The sequence below is a fragment of the Streptomyces sp. S3(2020) genome (genome assembly GCF_013044505.1).
Classification (GTDB): domain Bacteria; phylum Actinomycetota; class Actinomycetes; order Streptomycetales; family Streptomycetaceae; genus Streptomyces.
Window position 1 is genome coordinate 1 of sequence record NZ_JABERD010000108.1, and the last position, 18,403, is coordinate 18,403.

At 68.0% G+C, this 18,403-nt stretch carries 19 protein-coding genes and 2 pseudogenes; 10 read left to right on the forward strand and 11 right to left on the reverse strand.

All coding sequences use genetic code 11. From position 1 onward, the window contains the following. The first annotated feature begins 108 nt into the window (after window positions 1–108). Window positions 109–882: a hypothetical protein gene (locus HLK59_RS29230; protein WP_240982705.1), complete on the forward strand. Its 774-nt coding sequence runs from the start codon at window positions 109–111 to the stop codon at window positions 880–882. Window positions 883–898: 16 nt separating this feature from the next. Here the strand turns inward: HLK59_RS29230 and HLK59_RS52075 are convergent, their stop codons facing one another. After that, window positions 899–1,024: a hypothetical protein gene (locus tag HLK59_RS52075; RefSeq protein WP_277349537.1), complete on the reverse strand. Its 126-nt coding sequence runs from the start codon at window positions 1,022–1,024 to the stop codon at window positions 899–901. A gap of 171 nt (window positions 1,025–1,195) precedes the next feature. Between HLK59_RS52075 and HLK59_RS52460 the strand changes: the two genes are divergently transcribed. Continuing rightward, window positions 1,196–1,636 (forward strand): HEAT repeat domain-containing protein, encoded by a 441-nt coding sequence (locus tag HLK59_RS52460; protein WP_171144539.1) that lies wholly within the window; start codon window positions 1,196–1,198, stop codon window positions 1,634–1,636. A gap of 93 nt (window positions 1,637–1,729) precedes the next feature. Here the strand turns inward: HLK59_RS52460 and HLK59_RS29240 are convergent, their stop codons facing one another. From HLK59_RS29240 to HLK59_RS29265, 4 genes are all read right to left on the reverse strand, one after another. Next, complete coding sequence (locus HLK59_RS29240; RefSeq protein WP_171144540.1) at window positions 1,730–2,287, reverse strand: hypothetical protein; 558 nt, start codon at window positions 2,285–2,287, stop codon at window positions 1,730–1,732. 811 nt (window positions 2,288–3,098) lie between these two features. Next, window positions 3,099–3,722, reverse strand: a complete 624-nt coding sequence (locus tag HLK59_RS29255; RefSeq protein WP_171144541.1) for a hypothetical protein — start codon at window positions 3,720–3,722, stop codon at window positions 3,099–3,101. A gap of 308 nt (window positions 3,723–4,030) precedes the next feature. Beyond that, complete coding sequence (locus HLK59_RS29260) at window positions 4,031–4,378, reverse strand: ASCH domain-containing protein (protein WP_171144568.1); 348 nt, start codon at window positions 4,376–4,378, stop codon at window positions 4,031–4,033. A 115-nt stretch (window positions 4,379–4,493) separates the two neighbouring features. Beyond that, the gene (locus tag HLK59_RS29265; RefSeq protein ID WP_171144569.1) at window positions 4,494–6,020 is read right to left on the reverse strand and encodes a hypothetical protein; all 1,527 of its coding nucleotides are present in this window, start codon (window positions 6,018–6,020) and stop codon (window positions 4,494–4,496) included. Between the two features lie 225 nt (window positions 6,021–6,245). Between HLK59_RS29265 and HLK59_RS29270 the strand changes: the two genes are divergently transcribed. After that, on the forward strand, window positions 6,246–6,632 hold the full coding sequence (locus HLK59_RS29270; protein WP_171144570.1) for a nuclear transport factor 2 family protein: 387 nt from the start codon (window positions 6,246–6,248) through the stop codon (window positions 6,630–6,632). 921 nt (window positions 6,633–7,553) lie between these two features. On the opposite strand, the gene HLK59_RS29275 is transcribed toward HLK59_RS29270, so the two are convergent. The 3 genes from HLK59_RS29275 to HLK59_RS29285 form a co-directional block, all read right to left on the reverse strand. Then, complete coding sequence (locus tag HLK59_RS29275) at window positions 7,554–10,553, reverse strand: tetratricopeptide repeat protein (protein ID WP_171144542.1); 3,000 nt, start codon at window positions 10,551–10,553, stop codon at window positions 7,554–7,556. 341 nt (window positions 10,554–10,894) lie between these two features. After that, entirely contained in the window at window positions 10,895–12,031 is a 1,137-nt protein-coding gene (locus tag HLK59_RS29280) for a hypothetical protein (RefSeq protein WP_171144543.1), read from the reverse strand. Further along, on the reverse strand, window positions 12,028–12,543 hold the full coding sequence (locus HLK59_RS29285; RefSeq protein ID WP_171144544.1) for a hypothetical protein: 516 nt from the start codon (window positions 12,541–12,543) through the stop codon (window positions 12,028–12,030). The genes HLK59_RS29280 and HLK59_RS29285 overlap by 4 nt, the downstream gene beginning before the upstream one ends. Window positions 12,544–12,795: 252 nt before the next feature. On the opposite strand from HLK59_RS29285, the gene HLK59_RS29290 reads away from it, so the two are divergent. From HLK59_RS29290 to HLK59_RS29310, 5 genes and pseudogenes are all read left to right on the forward strand, one after another. Continuing rightward, entirely contained in the window at window positions 12,796–12,948 is a 153-nt protein-coding gene (locus HLK59_RS29290) for a hypothetical protein (protein WP_171144545.1), read from the forward strand. A 28-nt stretch (window positions 12,949–12,976) separates the two neighbouring features. Continuing rightward, window positions 12,977–13,777 carry a MerR family transcriptional regulator gene (locus tag HLK59_RS29295; RefSeq protein WP_171144546.1) on the forward strand — a complete coding sequence of 267 codons (801 nt, stop codon included), beginning with the start codon at window positions 12,977–12,979 and terminating at the stop codon, window positions 13,775–13,777. Continuing rightward, entirely contained in the window at window positions 13,774–14,988 is a 1,215-nt protein-coding gene (locus HLK59_RS29300; protein ID WP_171144547.1) for a glycosyltransferase, read from the forward strand. The genes HLK59_RS29295 and HLK59_RS29300 overlap by 4 nt, the downstream gene beginning before the upstream one ends. 16 nt (window positions 14,989–15,004) lie before the next feature. After that, window positions 15,005–15,199 (forward strand): annotated as a pseudogene (locus HLK59_RS29305) (transposase family protein); the annotation flags it as partial. A gap of 18 nt (window positions 15,200–15,217) precedes the next feature. Next, window positions 15,218–15,637, forward strand: coding sequence for an RRQRL motif-containing zinc-binding protein (locus tag HLK59_RS29310; protein ID WP_346779838.1), 420 nt, complete (start codon window positions 15,218–15,220; stop codon window positions 15,635–15,637). 142 nt (window positions 15,638–15,779) lie between these two features. Here the strand turns inward: HLK59_RS29310 and HLK59_RS29315 are convergent, their stop codons facing one another. Next, complete coding sequence (locus HLK59_RS29315) at window positions 15,780–16,349, reverse strand: hypothetical protein (RefSeq protein WP_171144549.1); 570 nt, start codon at window positions 16,347–16,349, stop codon at window positions 15,780–15,782. Window positions 16,350–16,656: 307 nt separating this feature from the next. On the opposite strand from HLK59_RS29315, the gene HLK59_RS29320 reads away from it, so the two are divergent. Beyond that, the gene (locus HLK59_RS29320; RefSeq protein ID WP_171144550.1) at window positions 16,657–17,007 is read left to right on the forward strand and encodes a hypothetical protein; all 351 of its coding nucleotides are present in this window, start codon (window positions 16,657–16,659) and stop codon (window positions 17,005–17,007) included. After that, complete coding sequence (locus tag HLK59_RS29325) at window positions 17,004–17,144, forward strand: hypothetical protein (RefSeq protein ID WP_171144551.1); 141 nt, start codon at window positions 17,004–17,006, stop codon at window positions 17,142–17,144. The genes HLK59_RS29320 and HLK59_RS29325 overlap by 4 nt, the downstream gene beginning before the upstream one ends. A 111-nt stretch (window positions 17,145–17,255) precedes the next feature. Here the strand turns inward: HLK59_RS29325 and HLK59_RS29330 are convergent, their stop codons facing one another. After that, window positions 17,256–17,729: a small multi-drug export protein gene (locus HLK59_RS29330; RefSeq protein ID WP_171144552.1), complete on the reverse strand. Its 474-nt coding sequence runs from the start codon at window positions 17,727–17,729 to the stop codon at window positions 17,256–17,258. A 63-nt stretch (window positions 17,730–17,792) separates the two neighbouring features. Continuing rightward, window positions 17,793–18,343, reverse strand: a pseudogene (locus HLK59_RS29335) (IS5 family transposase); the annotation flags it as partial. Between the last annotated feature and the right edge of the window lie 60 nt (window positions 18,344–18,403).

The window sequence follows — 18,403 nt, forward strand, 5'->3', positions numbered from 1 at the left end:
CCCCCCGCCGGGCCCACCCCGAAAGCGACGGCCGCTGCCGCACGTGCACCTCCGCCCTCGCCCGCGCACAGGAAGTCACCACGCCATGACGGGCCACACAACGCCGAAATGGACACCCTGGCGGCCTCGGCGCACCTCGTCGACCGGGAGCAGCTGATGGTCCAGCTCACCGACCACGCCACCCAGCACCCGCGCCGCATCAACGTCCGGACCAGCGGCCCAGCCCCCTGGCGGTGCAGGCCCGTTGAGCCCGCTCCCGCCCGGCTTGAGCGCGCGGCCCGGCCAGCCCAAACATCCGCGCCCGGCACGTCACTACTGCTGAAGGGATCCCCGCCCATGACGCACCGCCAGACCGACGACTCAGCCCGTGCCACGGACACCTATCTGCTCTTCGCGCACGAGGCGTACTACCCCGACTCCGGCACTCAGGAGATCAACACCACTGTGGTCGCCGCCGCCTCCCTGCTCCACCCCCAGGTGCGACAGCCCGACGGCGCCCGGATGCACGACCGCCTCACCCGGGGACGCCAGCCGGGCGAGATCATTCCGCTGTCCACGCTCACCCATGAACTGGACGGCGGTGCCAGCTGGCCTGCGGTCGGCGACTGGGAGAGGGTCACCGCCGACCTCGTGCAACTCGTCCGCACCGGAGAGTGTGACGCCCTCAGCCTCGGGCTGCCCGAGATCGGGCGCGCCCTCGTCTGCGTCGGCCCCCACAGCCATGTGAGGGCCTTCGACGCCGCCGCCGGCCAGTTCATCACCTACGGGCCGCAGGAGCGTGCCGCCGTCCTGGCCGAGGTCGACAGGTTCCTCACCGGCCTCGTCGCCGAGCGGCAGTTCTGGGCAGGCAGCGGTCTGCTTCCTCCGCTCTTCCGCCCCTGATGGAGTTTCACCAAGCTCAAGGCCTGCGGCTGAACTCGTCCTCGTATTCACGATGGACAAGCGTCGCGGCGACGGTGGTCTCGTACAGATTGGTGAGAGCCTGGCGCGCGATATCCGCCGCGGTCAGGAACTGGTTGGCCATGGGGTGCTACCTCCTACCCGGCTCGGCGGCGCTCGGCGCGGATCTTGTCGCTGTCGTCGGGATCGGAGGAGCTCCCGGCCCCACCGTTGAAGTCACTGCTTGTGCGGTCCGGCGCTGGTTATGGGCCTGGCGGTCGCACCGTGCTCGCCCCCGACACGCACGATCGACGAGGTGCTCGCCCACTTCGGCGAGTCCGACGGTGGGGTCATGGCGTTCCGGCTGCTCCGGGACGCCATGGAGCGCCGGGACGCCGACGACGTCGAGATGGCGTTGATCGTCCATGCCGCCGCCGACGCCTCGGTCGAGGAGTTTCTGGAGCCGTTGATCGAGCTGTTCCCTGCCGAATGGCACAGGGAGCACGAGGACATCGTGTCCATGCTGGGCAGGCTCCGCTCGCCCCAGACGGTGCCGACGCTGGTCTTGGCGACTCGCTGGGTTCCCGAGTACCTGGACTGGGACGAGAACCGGGCGCTCGCGGTGAAGGCGATCTGGGCGCTCGGCGCCATTCCCGGCCCGGAGGCCCGGGAAGCCCTTGAGGGGTTGCGCGACGACGAGGACGAGATCATCCGTGAGAACGCGGTGAAGCAGCTCGCACGCCGCGGCGGGCTCTGACCGCGGAGTCGGGCACGTCGCGCGTTGAGCTGGAGATGCCGTAGGCCCACGCCGGCTCTTCCTGCTGGTCTGGGGCTATGGAACTGTCTGTGTTTAGGTGGCGTTGTAGGCGAGTTCGGCCAGCTGAAGGGCGTCGGCCAGGCTTGTTTCGTCGGTGAGGTCGACGCTGACGCGGTACTCGCGGTGACCGGTGGTGAGGGTCCGGGCGGTTGTGATGCCGAGTTCGTCGAGTTGCTGTTGGCTGTGGCTGAGCCGGAGATTGATGGTGCTGTACTCCGCGTAGACGTAGGCGAAGCCGCCGAACTGGGATCCCTGCCGGCGCAGGCGCAGGTAGCGGCTGTAGTCCAGGGGAGCGTCGGGCAGTGCGTTCTTGCGCTTGATGCCGTAGACGCCGACGTTGTCCCACTGGGTCGTCTTCTCGAGGAACCGGACGAACAGGCCGGGGGCCGGGCTGCGAGCCAGCAGTTGACGCACTGTTTCCTGTCCCTCGTCGGCCACTCCCGGAATGCGGGCCGGCAGCATCCCCTTGTCCAGGGCGTCTTGGGGCGCCACGGAAACGGGGCCGCGGTGTTGGTCTGCCAGCTCTTTCAGTACCTGCGAGGCATCCAGCTCCTCAGGGGTTCCCTCGAACTGGAACACGGTCACCTTCATTAGACCTCCCTCATGCCGATAGCCCCGACACTACCATCAGCTATGCATAGCTGGCACCTGTTTTGTGTAGTTGCTCCGAGTGTTCCCTCGGCGGGCGTAAGGCTCAAGGGGTGAAGGCTTCCAGTTCCACCGCACGCACGTCCCGTTGTGGGGCCTGCGCCCGGTCCAGAGGCATGCTCGTCGGAATCAGCGCCCCAACTCAGGGCGGGCGCTTGGTCGCCTCTGCGGCTTGTCAGTTGATGGCTGCGGAGGGATGAGCCGGCCGAGGAACTGGTGGGTGGTGGGGATGGTGATGTCGAGGGGGAGAGTGGTGGCGCCGCGGGGGCGGGTGCGGGTCCAGGACCAGCAGAACTCGGCGGTGGTGCGGGCGGTGTGTCCGGCGGCGGTGGCCTGTTCGATCCAGTGCTGTAGTTGGAAGGGGTCGTTGCTGAGGGCCAGGTCGTAGCTGTGGTGGCCGGTCCACGGTGTGGGGGTGCCGTACAGGAGGTCGTCGAGCCAGGTGGTGTAGGCGGCGAGCCGTTGCAGCGGAACGAGCCTGCCAGCTCGAAATGGTGGTGGGCGCGTCCCAGGGCCCGGGCGGAGTCGCGCAGTTCATCCACGGTGGTGCCCTCGCCGGGACGGATGGTCTGGCGTTCATCCAGGAACATCACGATCAGCGGCACCTTGCGCAGGACCTCGGCCAGGGCAGGAGCCAGTCTGTCGTCCGAATCGGCCATACGCTGGGCTTCGTCGATGATGACGGGCCCGGCGTGCTGGGCGGTGCAACTGGTTTTGGCCGCAGTTCCGTGATCGACCAGCTGAGGGTTTTTGGTCAGTCGAAGGCCACGACGAGTCGGACGGCGTCTTCACCGAAACGGTCCGCCAGAGCTTTCATGACGGCAAATACGTGTGGCCAGTGGGACCTGGGGCCCAGGATGGAACCCGCCGTCAAGGACTCGTACTGGTAATGCAGGTCTCCGGTCTGCCACTCGACGTAGTGGTCGCGTCCTTCCAGTTCACGCGGGCGTGGACCCACCGCTGCAACCAGCTCCGGGGGCCATTGGGCCGGCACGAGTTGCTGATGCAGCAGTGCCGGCTGCGCCCGGGACGACCACGTGAGCCGGCCAATGTAGTGCTCCGGAGTAGTTGCTGGATCCATTCCCGCGATCTCAGCCCAGCTGACCCAGGTGGCCTCTGCCAGGTGGCCGTCTGCCACCCAAGGCTGCAGCCGCTCGCGTAGGGCGCTCGACATGTCGGCGGGCAAGCCGCGTTCTGCGGCCAGGGGCGGGTAGCCCGCGTAGTTGCGCACCCCGAAGAGGCATCCGAAGGACGCGTAGTCGGTCTCGTCGTACAGGGGCCACAGATCCATGGCGCCGACCCAGGGTTCGCCCTCGTAGTAGTCGGTGCCGACGCTGGGATGGCGAAACTCGATACCGCCGTGGATGTCCGTACTCACGGCGCCTGACAGTACAACGGCTCGGGGCCACGGGCTTCGGCATTTTGCGATCACGCGTGCTGGCCGACCTAGATGCGGGTCCAGCGACGGTCGAAGGACGTCCGACCCTTGTGCGTTGAGCGGAAGTGGCATCCTCGCAGCCCGCCGACCTGTACGTGCTCTGCGCTCGCGAGCAGGACCACCGGCCGCAGCCCGTGAGATCAACGCCCCGCCGGTTGCTTCCGCCCCGTCGCTGCAGCCGCGCGTGCGCCAGTCCGACGGCGCGCCGGCGGGCCGTCCAGGCCGGCCGGCTGCTCTTCTCTCGCAAGTTAGGGCAGCGCGATTTCGATGGCGAGGGCGCCGAGGGTTTCCTTGTCGGGTGGGTAGATGGCGCGGATGTTGGCGAGTTGTTCGTCGCGGGCGGCGGTGGGGTTGATGTTGGCTGCTCCTTCGCTGTCGAGGAGGGTCTCGAAGTCGGTGTATTCGGTGACCCGGAGGACGGTGACGTTGCAGGTTTTGTCGGTGCCTTTGATGTGGAAGCGGATGGTGTCGCCGGCGGTGAGGTCGGCGAGGTGCGGGTATTTCACCCGGACTTCGATGGTCTTGGTGCCGGCGACGAGGTCGAAGTACTGGCGGTACAGGTTGAGTTCGCGGACGCGGGTGGTGGCGTCGGTCAGGTGACTGCCGGATCTCGGCTCCCAGTGGGGTCAGTACGAATACGTGTCGAGCATCGGCTTCGCCGCCTGAAGGACAACATGACGCCGCACCGTGCCGAACCGTGCTGCGTCGGCCCTACGTCCTGGTGAACTCCGATATCAACTCCGCCATGACGGTCGGTGGCAGGGATGGGTTCGAGGCAGCGGCTTCTACCACTCGCCAGTCGTGGTCGGTGAGAAGTTCGACGATGGCCTCTGGCGGCAGGGCTGGGTGCCCGGCAGCCCAAGACCGTGCCTGTCTGTCCGTCAAGCAAGCGAGCAGCGCTGGACCGGTCGCGTTGCGGTGCCGGGCGACCTCGCGCAGTGCTTTGCGGACCGGTGTCATGTAGCCCGTCAGATACTCCAGCAGGGCAGACGGCGTCTCCGGGTTGGCTGCCACCTTGGCGATGACCCTGGATCCGTGGCGTCCCACCATGGACCGAAGCTGAGCTTCCGACAGTCCCGGGTGCCGGGCGATGGACTTGACCACCTTCGCGTCAAGGTCGTCGGCCAGCAGATCGCGGATCTTGGCTGGCAAATCACGCCGTTCGGCAAGGAGCGTCCGCACTACCGGATTCGACGACCGGGACAAGTCCTCGGCCTCGGAGGGGGAAGCGGAGGCGATCCGTGGCAGCAGCGTCGAGCCGATCTTGGTGGCGGAGGCCAGATCGGAAAGTACGTCGAGCGGTACGCGGGGGTTGTGCGCCAGTCTGCGCTGTACGTCGTGGCCACGGTCAGCCGCGAGCACGTGGATGAGGGCGCTGTCGATCGCCGGATTCTCTGCGAGATCGGCCCGCACTCCGGGAACAGGGTCACTGGCCAATCGCGCCGCTGTCTGTGGCGGCAGGTCGGGGCGGGCAGCCAATCGGCAGCGCAGCTGCGCCGAAGGGTGGTCGGCGAATCGCAGGAGCGCCTCGACCGGCGTGGCGGGGTTCCGTAGAGCCTGCGCCGCCAACTCGTGAAGGGTGGACTCGTGTGAGCCGGTGCACGAGGCACCGGTCCGCAGGTCGCAGTCCAGCCGCGGACAGTGCGGATCGTGCGCAAAAGGCGTCTCCTCGCTGTCGCAGACCAGGCACCGCTCTGCTGGCGGCAGCCCCTCGCTGGTGATCAGCATGGACAGCACCTGCGGTGGTGTTGCCTCGTTGGCCGCCACCGCGCGGCGGACCTCGGCATGCGGGTGGCGCGCGAGACGGGCCGCCAGGTCCGCCGTGGTCCACAACGCGAGCTCCGCGACGACCCGTACGTCTGGATCGGCGGCGAGCATCTCCCGTACATCGGCCGGAAGGTGGGGACAGGCGGCCAGCTTCACCCGATGCTCGACATCGGGGTCCTCAGCGAACAGCCGCGCCCACTCCAAGTCACCAGAACGCTCCTCAAGTAGGGCGAGTGCGGCCTGCGGCTGCGTGAGGGGATCGACGTCGGCAGCGGTCAGCAGACCCGCGTACGCAAGAAGAACGGCGCTCTCCTCGACCTGCGTGGCCAGGCTGACCGCCTGCTCGCGGCTGAGGTCCGCGCGACTGGCGAGGCCGTCGGCGATGTCCGCGTCCGCGACCGAGATCAGGCGATCGACCAACTCGACGGGCAGAGCCTCATTGGCCGCGAGGCCGCACAGTGCATGGTTCACAAGAAGGCATCCTGCCCGGATCGCAGTCGAACGGCCGCTGGATTTCAACGTCCCCGAGCCGCTGCCGGTGATCATCCCCGGGACGTAGTTCGGCGCACTCCTCAACAAAAGCGCAGAGCCGGCGGATCAGGCGGTCCAACTTGATCACTGATCGGGGGACGGTTCCGTCTGGTGGCAGAAGAAGACAGTTGTGGCGGAACCCGCGTGCTTGGTGAGGATGTGTCCATGGACGGTGCAGCAGACGATGTGAACCAGGCGATTGCGGGTGAGTTGCAGCTGATGGATCCGCGTGTCCGCGCCTCGCGGGAACGGGCCGGGCAGCTTCTCGACCCGGAGTTCGTGGAGGTCGGCGGGTCGGGGCGACGATGGACGTATGAAGCCATGTTCGCCGAGCTGCCTGAGCATCCGGGCAGTTCGGCGGATGGTCCTCGCTATGAGCCCTCGGAGATCTCAGGGGTGCTGCTCGCGCCGGGCCTGGTGCATCTGACCTTCGAGACCACGCTGGGCGGGCGCAGGACCAGGCACAGTTCGATCTGGCGCAAGGGGGACCAAGCCGCGGGCTGGCGAATGTATTATCACCAGGCCACGCGTGTGCCGCCCGGAGTGAACTGAGACCACCGGCACCGCGCCGCCGAAAACGACATCTTGCCCACCGTTGCCGGAATGTCACCGGTGGGGCGGTATTGTCATCCTTCGTCGGCATCGTGAACGTTGCCCTTGTCGGCATTTTCCACGCCGGGCAACATCGGTGACCGTCTCCAGCGTCTCCGGCTCTTGGGTGCAAGGGCGCGCAGCGCGCCACGCATCAGGGGAGCAGGTTGGCTACGACTCGTCTCTCAGTCGCGCCCAGGTATGAGTGTCCAGGCTGTCATAGGGGCCCATGCGGGAGAGTTCAACACCGTCGCGTCCAAGGGCCACGATGACGGGACGAACTCCGCGGCTGTTCTGGGGCGACGTCCATACAGTAACGAGACTGCGCTGCTCGGGAACCTCGATCCGGCGGGCACCGATAAGGACCTGCCCCACGCCCTGCCCGAGGCGTACTTTGACGCAACTGATCCACGGAGCCTCGACGAGGGAGCGTGGCGGGTCAAGTCTGCGGGTGCGGCTGAGCACGCCTCCTCCATTGCGCACGTCGAGGACATCAACGTCGACAGGATCGTCTCCGGAGACGCTACGCCCCCGACGTACCGCCACTGCTTGCCGAACCACTCCAGGAGCGCAATGTGCTCATGCATCCGCGATGACTTCGGACGCCACAGGATCCAGACCGCCCCGACACCGGCAGTGTCGTCGACATCGGCCGACACCACGGTCAGCACGCGCCGCGGCACCCACCACGGTTGCGGCTCATCTCCCGCCAGCGCCTGCTTCACCACGCCCCGCAGGAATCTCTCCCACCGGGGTCCCGCCCACACGGCCTCTCCCCATGCCTGCATGCGCCTGCGATACCCGGCGCGCGAGGGCATCAAGCCCGATGCCGCTGAGGCAACACCTCACTACCTCCAACCAAAAGATCATCACCGGGGCAGCCTAGGTGCTGCCCCTCACCCCGGGCAGGCGCTCAACGATGTGGAGAAGTGGCCCCATCACGCGCAGAGCCCAACTTCGCCGCCACTCAGGCCTTTTCCAAGGAGCGCGGAGGGTGTCCGTTGAGTCCTCGATCTCCTCGGGGTTTCTGTGCCCCTCCGTCCTTGCTTGTTGCCCTTCCAGGGCTCTGACCGTCTCTACGATTCCGCGCAGCACCCCCAGCGCTGCGATCACGAGTCGCGGACTCGGACGTAGTGCCACCACGGACGCCACCTGGGCTGTCAGGCGGGGCCAGCGAAGCTGATGGGTGTTCAGGGCGACCAGTCTGATCGCGGCCGTCACAGCGGCACGGTTGCCCGGCAGATGGGTGCGGAGCAGGCTCACCACCGGGCGTGCTATGGCCGCCTCCGCGTCGGACTTCGGGATCTCCAGGAGGTGGGCGAAGGCATCGGTGAGGTCAGCGGTGGCCTCCGCATACCGCTCTGCGTAAACGCGGACGATGGCTCGTCCGCCCAGACACCATGGGTATTTCGGGTCGTGGGCGAGGGCGCGGCTGAATTCCTCCTCCGCTTTGTCCAGCCGTCCCGCTTCCCACAGCAGCCATCCCCGCATCACGGAGGCCATCGGTGTCCACCCGCCGGTCTGCGCCGCCCGGTCAAGGTCGTCAAGGGCTTCGTCTTCCCGGCCGCCGAGGCCGTGCAGTGCCCACCCTCGAAGTCCATGGGCCCAGCTGCCCCAGGGGGCGTCGAGTTCGCCATGGCGAGGGGTAAGCATTGCCCTATCGATCTCCATGAGTGCGTCCGCATCGCGGCCGAAGCTGAGCAGCATCGATGCCAGGTTGAGGCGGATCCAAACAGACTCGTCGCCGTCCTGCTCCAGTTCGGCGGCTTCGCGCATCACGTGCTCGGCCTCGTCCCAGCGTTCAAGATCCTGCAAGCAACGGGAGCGTTCCACATGCGCCCCCACGTAGAAGGGGTCGATGGCCAGTGCCTGCTCGAGGTCGTCCAAAGCCGCCGGTGCTTCTCCGACCTCGCGTCGGAGCATGGCTCGGTTGACGTAGGCCCAGTCCTGACGGGGATCCAGGGCAATCGCCTGGTCGAGGTCGTCAAGCGCGTCGGCGCGGAGGCCCAGACGCCGACGCAACCATCCGCGGTAAGTGCGGTGTTCAGCGCGGTCGGGTTCCAGCCGCACGACCTCGTTCCAAGCGGCGAGCGACTCCTCCGCGCGCCCGGCATCCAGCAGGGTTCGTGCCAGGCCTTCCCACCCGTCGGTCCGTTCCCTGTCGAGGGCGATCGCCGAGCGGAAGTCGGCCAGCGCAGGTTCGTAGCGGTCGGCCCGGGCGTGCTGTAGGCCGCGTATGCAGTGCACACGCAGGCGTCCGGCCAGAGCGAGCTCCGTAGCCGCGAGCAGCGCGTCGAGCACACTGGTCAACGTGTCGCCTGCGTGTGTCAGTTCCAGTCTCGAGGCTGCGGATCCATCGGGCGAGTTCGCACCGGAATTGTTTCCTGCGCCTGCGGCAAGCCGCTGCCCCCATTCCCGGACCCGAGCGTCGTCCCCGTCTTCGCCAGCTTGAGCCAAGAGCTGCCCCCAGCGTCGTAGCGCGCCTTCGCCCTGCCCGCACGCCTCCGCTGTCTCGGCGAGTGCTTCGGGCAGCGCGCGGCCAGGGTCGGCGCACAGCCGGTGGTAGGTTTCCTGAGCCCGCCACTCACGCCACTGTGTGTCGCCCCATGGATCGTCCCGCGCCAGTACCTCCTCGCGCTGCTCCTGTGCCGCCTGGAAGAATTCCGCCAGTGCCTGGTGCGTCTCCCGCCACCGCGTGGGTGACCTGGTCCGCTGGTGGCGGAGCATGGGAACGCGTACGACCTCGTGATAACGACACCTCCCACTGCGGTTCGTGACGAATGCCAGTTGGCGCAGCCATCCGTACTCCTCCGCCGCCTCTGCGGGCACTACGGCCCGGAAGACGTCCTCGTCGAACTCCAAGGGCAGCGCACAGGCGAGAGCCGCGTTTCGACGCGCGGGGTCGTTCTCCCACTTCAGGAAGCGTTCCACCGCGGTGCCCGACGGGTCGTCCACAGCCTCGGCGGAGCTTGGGCGTGCCTGGGCGAGGGTATGTACGAGCACCGGCAGCCCGCCGGAGAGCCGCAGTACTACCTCCGTAACGCGTTCGTCGGTGACTCCTTGAAGGGCCAGCAGCGTGCGGGTCTCCTCCTCGGTGAAGACCTCCAGCGGAATCTCGCACACCTGGTCGACCCAGTCACCCCAGCAGCGTGCGTCCAGCCGTCCCTGCCCAGAGAGCACCAGCTGTACGTTGTTGGGTAATTCCCCGTACACGTCGTTGCACGCGATGTCGCGCAGCCACTCGCCGAGGACGGGCCCCGTCCGCTCGTACACGTCGAAGAAGAGAATTACCCAAGGCCGTTTACGCGACACCTCGGCCAGCTCTCCAAGGAACACGGGGGTCAGGACCCCTACCGGATCCAGTACGAGGCGCACATCGTCGTGCGACGGCAGCCGCGAACCGAGCGCCGCCCACAGCTTGTCCGCTCCCTGGGCCATATGCTGCGGGTTCACCGCTCCGACGAACGCCCCGACGCCGGGCACCATCCCCAGACCGACGAGCCCGACCTGTGCGGCGAGAGAAGCAGACGAGGACGCGCCCGCCGACATCTCCCCGGCTGGTCCCTCGGCACTTGCCTGACCACCAAACGCTCGCTGCGCCTCGTGCGCACGCTGCCGGTAGACCTCCAGCAGCTTCCCGAACCGTCGGAATGCCGCCCCTTGCCGGCCGAGGCGCTCGGCGACCGCCTCCATCGCCTCGACCGGGCTGTGCACAGAGTCGTCCACGTACGCGGTGGCCGCTTCGACCTGCGTCCGCGCGAATTCCTCCCACTGCCGCAACAATGACGTCTTACCGACACCCGCATTCCCACATACGTGGAACAGGAACCGGAAGTCCTCTCCTGCCGGGTCCTGAGCAAGGTTTTTACGGAAGGCACTCATCTCGGCGCGCCTACCGACAAAGCCGCTGCGTCGCCTGCGCCGAATCAGCTCCTGCCTCGATACGGCACGTTGTTCCACCTTCGACCACCCCCGCACTCAGTATGGGGCGGGGCGTGTGATGGGCCCAGACCCGGCGCAGGGAGCGGGATTATGTGAATCGGAAGCGTCCTGCGCGTGCAGGAAGAGGTCGGTGCGCCCGTTCCCCCACCGCCGACCTTGATGAGCCCGGCGACGAGATCAGCGGGCTTTTGCCCGTATCCGGACTCCAGGTCCACCGACACGGGGACGTCGACCGCCGCGATGATCGGCTTTACGGCGGAGAGTGTCCAGGTCCCTGCTCTTCAGTCCGACACGGCAGCGTTACGCAGGCAGTCGCTGCAGGCGGTCTTGCCTGCCTGCGAGCGGAACGGCACGTAGCAGCGGTTGCAGTGCGCCAGCCCCGGAACCACCTGGGCGCACCCGAAGCAGAAGAACACCGGCTCGTCCGGAGCAGCAGCGGTCCTCGCCCCCACCACCAGGCTTTCATCCCCGCAATCGGGGCATTCCTCCACGGCCATGATCCCGAACAGATCCGGTGATGTCGGGTCGCGGCCCAGCACGAACACGGCATACATCGTCGCCCCGTCGTGTGTCGGCTGGGACGTGCCGCAGAACCGGCAGATCACGCGGTGGTCCAGCTCGGGAACCAGGGCCCACTGGTCGCAGTCCGGGCACTGCACGGTGCGGTCACGCAGCGGCTCCAGGTCGGCACGTATCCGCTGCATGCGCTTCTTGACGAATCCCTGGATCCGCGACAGGCCGCCGCGGATGTGCTCCATGTCGGTCTCGGTGCTCTTCATCTCAGGCCACGGCAGGGCGGGCAGAAGCTCCTCGTCGAGGAAGCGGATCAGGAAGTCCAGGACCTCGGCGGCCTGGCTCTCCACCGCGCGGGCGTTCGCGGCTGGCCCGATCAGCCCGTAGTGCTGCAGCGCGTTGCGGTGCTTCGCCAGTTTCAACACCGCGCTGGTCTCCTTGTCGCCGATGGCGGCCCCGGCGATGTCCTTCAGGCGCTGCACGGTCTCCTCGGGACTGCAGCTCTTCAGCGTGCCGTCCTCCAGCTCCGACCGCTTGGCCTGCCCCGGGTCCTTGAAAACCAGTGTCCAGTGCTCCAATTGGAGGCGGGCCTTCAAGAGCACCTCGGCGCCGGCCGCCAGGTGAAGGACGGCGTACTTCAGGTCTCGGGCGCTGGCCCGATCGTCGCCGGATTCCAGATGCTCGACCACACTCACCAGGTAGTCCAGGCCGTTGGGCACGGGAGGGAAGAACACCTCACTGCCCGGGTGTTCCACCTCCCTACGGGGGTCGTACAACTCGCCGTCGGCGATGTTCGTTCTGCGCCAGCCCCCCGGCTGCCGCACAGGCGCGGCCTCTTCGTGGGTCCGCGCCTGGTCGAAGGGCTCCCAGTCCAGGTCGGGCAGCTCGTCATCGGCTGCGCTCATGCGCCCGGATCCGTCCGCAGAGCGCCGATCACGTCGGATGGCAACTCCACACCCTGGTTGGCCAGCACGGCGACGGACTCGCTGAACGGCTTGGCCCGCTGCCGCTCGCGGAGCGCCGCGTCGACGTGCGCGTCGATGTCGCGGTGGCCGGCGCTGAGGACGTCGATCGTGGTCAGCAGCGTGTACGCCAGCGAGTGCAGTTCCCAGTCGGTGTCCCGGCGGCGCGTGTCGGCGTCCTCCCGCAAGGCGAGGGCCTCTCGCAACGGCTCGGCGTCCCGGACGAGTTGGGCCATGGCGTCCGCCGTCGGCGCCTGTCCGCGCACGGTGTGCTGGCCGACGCTGGCTAGCAGGCGGCGGGCGAGGGTGTGCAGGCCGTGGTCGTGCTCGGGGCCGCCGGTGTCGGTGCGCTGCTCGCGGGTGTCGAGTGCGCTGCCAAGGCGGGCAGCCTGGTGGGTGATCCGCGCGGCGAGGTCGGTGGCGGAGCGGGCCGGTGTGGGACGGGGCTCGGGCATGGCGAGGAGCCTAGCCGGAATCTTATGGTATGTGATTCGCCCGGGCCGGGGTGTCATGTGGTGTACGTGCACCCGACGTTTACCCGTCCGGGTGTTTCCGGGCTCACTTTGAAGATCCAAAATGCCTATGCGTCGCCCTGACGGCATGGGGACCGTTCCGAAGTCGCGTCATACCGGCGACTCCGAGTTCGGGCGCACCAGGCGCCGTTCTGGAGACCGGTTTTCGGCATGGTCCTCGGAAAATGATCTGCCATGCGCGGCGTAATCCTGGTCGAGCGCACCAACCTGACGGTGGACGAGGTCGGTCGCTACCGGCTGCACCTCACCGAGACACCCTGGACGGGGGAGCAGGCCGAGCCCAAGCCCCGGGACCGGGAGTTGACCCTCCCCTTACGTCAGGCTTGAGGCTGTGTACCGACGAAAGGGCAGGTGGATGAGCTACTCCGTGGGGCAGGTCTCGGCCTTCGCCGGGGTGACGGTGCGGACACTGCATCACTACGACAAGGCGGGGCTGCTCTCGCCCAGTGACCGCAGCCACGCCGGATACCGGCTCTACAGTGAGGCTGACCTGGTCCGTCTCCAGCAGATCCTCTTCTACCGTGAGCTCGGCTTCCCTCTCGATGAGATCGCCGCGATCTTCAAGGATCCGCAGGTGAACCCCTTGGAACGGCTCCGGGCCCGGCAGCGGCAGCTGAGTGAGGAGATCGCCAGGCTGCAGCGGCTGGCCGAGGTGGCGGAACGGGCGATTGAGGTCCAGAAGACCGGGGTGTCCCTGACTCCTCAGGAACGCTTCGAGGTCTTCGGTGAGATCACCTTCGACCTGAGCTATGCCACCGAGGCAGAACTGAAGTGGGCGCACTCGGATGGACAGCGCGAGGCGATGGCGCGCGCGGCTGCTCACACCAAAGAGGATTGGTGTCAGCTCATGGGCGAGGCCGCCGCCTGGCGCGCGGAGCTGCTCGCGGCCTTCGATGAGGGGGAGCTGAGCAACGGCGAGCGGGCCATGGACCTCGCCGAGGAGCACCGCTTGCACATCTCACGATGGTTCACCTCCTGCCCGCCCGACATGCACCGGCGCATCGCGGACGACTTCGTCACCGACCCGCGCGCATTCGCTCTGGTCATACCGCCGTCGCAGCAACGCCCGGGCCTGGCCGCCTATACGCGCAAGGCGGTTCACGCCAACGCGGCCCGCCACGCAAGTGGCCGTACCGATTTCGAGGAGGACCAATGAGGATCCTGATCGCCGCAGCCGGATCGCGCGGCGACGTCGCGCCCTACACGGGTCTGGGCGCCGAACTATGCCGGGCCGGATACGACGTTACCCTCGCCACCACAGACACGTTCGCTCCCCTCGTACGCGACGCAGGGCTGGAATTTCGCAGCCTCCCCGCCGACACACGGGTGCGTGGCAGCGTCACAGGCAAACGTGAACTTATGCGCACTGCTGCCGCGTTCATCACCGAACTGGGTCAGGGCTTCGCCGACGTGATGGACGATGGCACGGACCTGCTCCTGCTGTCGACCACTACGGCTCCGCTCGGCTGGCACCTCACCGAGGCCACGGGCACACCGAGCCTCGGCGTGTACCTCCAACCCACCGCACCGACCGGCGACTTCCCGCCCGTCGTCACAGGCTCCCGCTCACTGGGCCGTCTCGCCAACCGAGCCACCGGCCGCTTCGCACTGCGCATGGCCGACCGCGTCTACGAACAGGCTGTCGCAAAGCTGCGCCACCGCCTTGAGCTGCCCCCGGCCTCACCTTCCGAGATGCGTCGACGACAGGAACAGGCGAATTGGCCCATCTTGCACGGCTTCAGCACGGTCCTGGCGCCCCGTCCCTCCGACTGGCGCTCTGGCCTGGAGGTCGTGGGCAACTGGTGGCCCCATCATCAGGCGGCCGAACGCCTGCCTACAGATCTGGAGGACTTCCTGCGTTCCGGCCCCCGCCCCGTCCTCATCGGCTTCGGGAGCATGGCGGCCGGTGACGGGGAACGGCTGAGCGAGATAGCTGTGCAAGCCCTGCGCCGCGCCGGGCTGCGCGGCATCCTCCAAGCCGGCAGTGCCAGGCTTGCCGCCGACGGGAACGACGTGCTCACGATCGGGGACGTACCGCACGCCTTGCTGTTTCCGCGGCTGGCTGCGGTGGTCCACCATGGCGGGGCCGGCACCTCGGCCGCCGCGCTGCGTGCCGGAGTGCCCGCGGTCACCGTGCCGGTGACTGCAGACCAGCCGTTCTGGGCGGGGCGACTCGCCGCCCTCGGCGCCGCCACCGACCCGATCCCCTTCCGGTCCCTCACCGTCGAACGGCTTGCCGACTCACTTGACCAAGTAGTGAAGCAGCAGACACACAGTCGAGCCGCCGCAAAAGCGGCGCAACATCTGGTGACCGAGAATGGAGCAGGCCAGACCCTCAAGACCATCCAGCAGCTGACCGATGGATGACGCCAATCCGCTCCTCGTCAAGCGCCGACCACACTGCGACCTCACCCCCACCCAGCAGACCGCGAACCGGGCGTTGGCCCGGACTCGCGCCCCGGTCGAGCGTGGCGTTTCCCGCCTCAAGTCCTGGCGGATCTTCCGTCACGCCCGCTGCAGCCCGAACCGCATGAGGTCAATTGCCAAAGCTGTACTCACCCTGGAGCGGCACCGCTGAAGAACCTCAGTGACCCGGGTGCCGCGCAGTGACGCGGCGCTGCCTGAGTACGACCGCTGCACGGTGCCCGAGGGCTTGGTCACCAGGCGGCGGCTACGGGACATGGGCCTGAGCCCCGGCGGCAACGAGGGCCCGGTCGCGATCCTGCGATGCAAGCTGTGCGCGACACGCCCGCAGTGGTCCTGCCGTCACCCCACCCGCGGCTTCCTGCTCCGCGTCGACCTGGCCGTGCCCAAGCGCGTGCCGACGCTCGCTCAGGAGTGGGCCCTCGATCAGGCGATGGCAGCTCGGCAGACCTGTGGCCAGTGCCGGAGGCGGTTCTACATCTGCCTCTCGAAAAAGCTCGGCTGCTGCCTGGAGTGCTTCGACGGCACGCCCGCCGACCCCAGCAGCCTCATGACCCTCCCGGCCTCTGCCGTTCACCGGCTGGCCGTGTGAGCCAGCCCCGTCCCGACCGTCCAGGCCGGGACGGGGCCCGGCGGGCGTTGCTACGGGATTCGGCGTGGTCTGCGCAGGGCCGTTGGGCCGTGGGGAGCCATCAGGCCGCCTACCCAGCGGAGGACGTCCGTCGATGACGATGCTACTTCGCGCTGATGGCCGCAGCCTGTGTGCGGCATCGTTCCAGCCCTGCAGTCACCTCTTCGTGGTCCGGGCGGTCCTGGCTGGTCAGGAGTTCGCCAGCCGCGGTCATGGCTGCCCAAAAGTCGGGTGGGGAGCCGCGCCCGTCCTGGAACCGGGTTTTGGCGAAGTAGAGGAAGATCTTCGTGAGCTCCCCGGTGCGAAACCACGCGAGCAGGCCGGCGGGATAGCCTCCGCGGGCACCAGCGGCAGTTCCCAAGAGGTCGCGGATGCGCTCCTCGTGTTCCCCAAGTACTCGGTCCACGATGAAGACGTGCCCAAACCTGAGAACATAAGCGAGGTTCTCCTCCTCACCCACCGCGAAGTCTGAGAAGAATGGCTCGACGTCGCGGAGCCGGGCCTCGGCGTCAGTCCGCGGCACACCCAGGGCCAAGCACACGGCCAACACACAGACACCCCAGTTGCCGGTCCTCGCAGCCAGCGCGGCGAAGACCTCCTCGTCGCTTTGCCCTGCGGCGAGCATCTCCTGCGCCTCCAGAACCAGCGCGCCCTCGCCCTCCCCGTGACTCATGGCGAGAGGCTACCGCGAAGGTGCGATGGCCGAGCCGGCCGTGATCCCCTCGCTGACCGAGGCAGCACGAAGCTTCCCAGCCAGCGGGGTGCAAAGCGCAGCAGAGCCGGATTGCAGCCCTATTCCGCACACTCGAATATCCGAAGCTACCGACACTGCTGGAGAAGATCGCCACCAAGACCGGCAAGGGCGGCTTCTACAAGCTTGCCGGCTTCGGCATGAACGGCGCCTTCCACCTCGACTCCGCCTGGCACCACGGCTGGGAGACCGTCGCCGCGCTGGTCGCCACTACCAAGGCCACCACCCGGTGAGCGGCCGCACGCGCACACGCCTGGACAGGGTGCGCGCCTCGGTCGGCATCGTCCAGCTCGCCCTCCGGCAGATCGAGGACGACCTGAACGCCGACGACGTCGACGGCCCGGAGCTCGCCGCGATCCTGCGCGAGCTCCAGGAGGACGTCGACGTCCCCGGGGGCCTCGTCCCCGCCCTCGCGCAGCTGGTCACCGCCGCCGCGCGCCGGGCGGAGCAGATCGAGCCCGACCGCGACGGTGACGCCTCCTGCCCCCTGCACGAGGCCGCCGCCCTGCTCATCGACAACGCCGGGCCGCGCCTGATCTGGGCTGCCCGCTCCCTCGCCCCTCAAGGAGACCCCGAATGACCACCTCGGTGCTGTACCCGGACCTGCCGGAGAACGGGCTGATCGTGCTGATCGGCGCCTTCGGCGTCGCTCACGCGATGCGCTGCGCGCACCCTGGACCGGCCACCAGCCCGTGCTGCTCGACTCAATCGACTTGACCTCAAACGACATGGGTGTCTGACCAAACGGTCACCCCTCGGCCCGCTAGCACTCCGCGAACACATGGATGGCTGTCCGTCGGCAACGGGGCCGGTACGCGGCGTGTGGCGTCACCTCAGTCCGAAGGCGTCGATCAGTGCCTCGGAGGCGAGCAGCATGACGGTGCACCACAGGGTGACGCCCGCCATGAGCCAGCCGATCAGCCGCCACTGGGGCAGGCCCAACGCCGTGCCCAGCATGGCCGATCCCCAGGTGCCGAAGAGCGCCGGTCCGATGATGCCGAAGCCGATCACGCCGTACCGGTTCACCACGCGCCGGGCCCGCCGGCCGGTGGGGCCGTCGAGGCGGTTCTGACGTTTCCCGGGCGGCGGCTCGGCGGTGACGGGCCGCCGCTTCGATCGCCAGACCAGCCATCGGGTACGAAGCCACCCGGCCGCGAGGACGGCGGACAGCAGGCACCCGGCCGCGCCGAGGAGTACGGCGAGGAGTGCGATGGGCGGGGCGAGTGAGATCGAGAGGCCGAAGGGTACGGCCGGGGTGCGCAGGGCGAATCCGGCGAGCACCGCCCAGGCGAAGTTCAGCACGTATCGCTCCTCGTCGTTGGGACGGACGCCGCGTCGGTTCGCGGCGACAGCCAGTTAGAACTCCTAACAAAGTGAGAGGTTGACCAGTCGTCGCCAGCAGATGATGCTGCAGGCCAGCCGGAGGAAGGCTTTGTGGATGTCGTCGCGGATCTCCCAGCGGATGCGCAGTCGGCGGAACCAGTGCAGCAGGGCAAAGGTCTGCTCGACCACCCAGCGGTGCACGCCCAGTCCGGAGCCGTGCTCGACGCCGCGCCGCGCGATGACCGGGGTGATCCCCAGGGCCCGTACCTGCTTGCGGTACTTGTCGTGGTCGTAGCCGCGGTCGGCGTAGAGCGCGACCGGTCGTTGTCGGGGCCGTCCGCGTCGGCCGCGGACGGGCGGGACGGCCTGGATCAGGGGGATGAGCTGGGTGACGTCGTTACGGTTTCCGCCGGTCAGCGATATCGCCAGCGGGATGCCGTGCCCTTCGGTGATCAGATGGTGCTTGGAGCCTGTTCGGGCACGGTCGACCGGGCTCGGTCCTGTTTTGGGCCGCCTTTGAGGGCCCTGACGTGCGAGCCATCGATCACCGCCCTCGACCAGTTCAACGCGCCGGCGGCGTTCAACTCGGCCAGGGGGGCCTCCCCCTGAGTGGTGGTCACGCTGATACTGGATCTGCTTGATCCGGAGGAAGC

Coding starts and splice junctions, on each gene's coding strand:
- HLK59_RS29230 (WP_240982705.1), top strand. CDS start 109: ATGGACACCCTGGCGGCCTCGGCGCACCTCGTCGACCGGGAGCAGCTG.
- HLK59_RS52075 (WP_277349537.1), bottom strand. CDS start 1,024: ATGGCCAACCAGTTCCTGACCGCGGCGGATATCGCGCGCCAGGCTCTC.
- HLK59_RS29240 (WP_171144540.1), bottom strand. CDS start 2,287: ATGAAGGTGACCGTGTTCCAGTTCGAGGGAACCCCTGAGGAGCTGGAT.
- HLK59_RS29270 (WP_171144570.1), top strand. CDS start 6,246: ATGGACGGTGCAGCAGACGATGTGAACCAGGCGATTGCGGGTGAGTTG.
- HLK59_RS29275 (WP_171144542.1), bottom strand. CDS start 10,553: ATGAGTGCCTTCCGTAAAAACCTTGCTCAGGACCCGGCAGGAGAGGAC.
- HLK59_RS29280 (WP_171144543.1), bottom strand. CDS start 12,031: ATGAGCGCAGCCGATGACGAGCTGCCCGACCTGGACTGGGAGCCCTTC.
- HLK59_RS29285 (WP_171144544.1), bottom strand. CDS start 12,543: ATGCCCGAGCCCCGTCCCACACCGGCCCGCTCCGCCACCGACCTCGCC.
- HLK59_RS29290 (WP_171144545.1), top strand. CDS start 12,796: ATGCGCGGCGTAATCCTGGTCGAGCGCACCAACCTGACGGTGGACGAG.
- HLK59_RS29295 (WP_171144546.1), top strand. CDS start 12,977: ATGAGCTACTCCGTGGGGCAGGTCTCGGCCTTCGCCGGGGTGACGGTG.
- HLK59_RS29300 (WP_171144547.1), top strand. CDS start 13,774: ATGAGGATCCTGATCGCCGCAGCCGGATCGCGCGGCGACGTCGCGCCC.
- HLK59_RS29315 (WP_171144549.1), bottom strand. CDS start 16,349: ATGAGTCACGGGGAGGGCGAGGGCGCGCTGGTTCTGGAGGCGCAGGAG.
- HLK59_RS29325 (WP_171144551.1), top strand. CDS start 17,004: ATGACCACCTCGGTGCTGTACCCGGACCTGCCGGAGAACGGGCTGATC.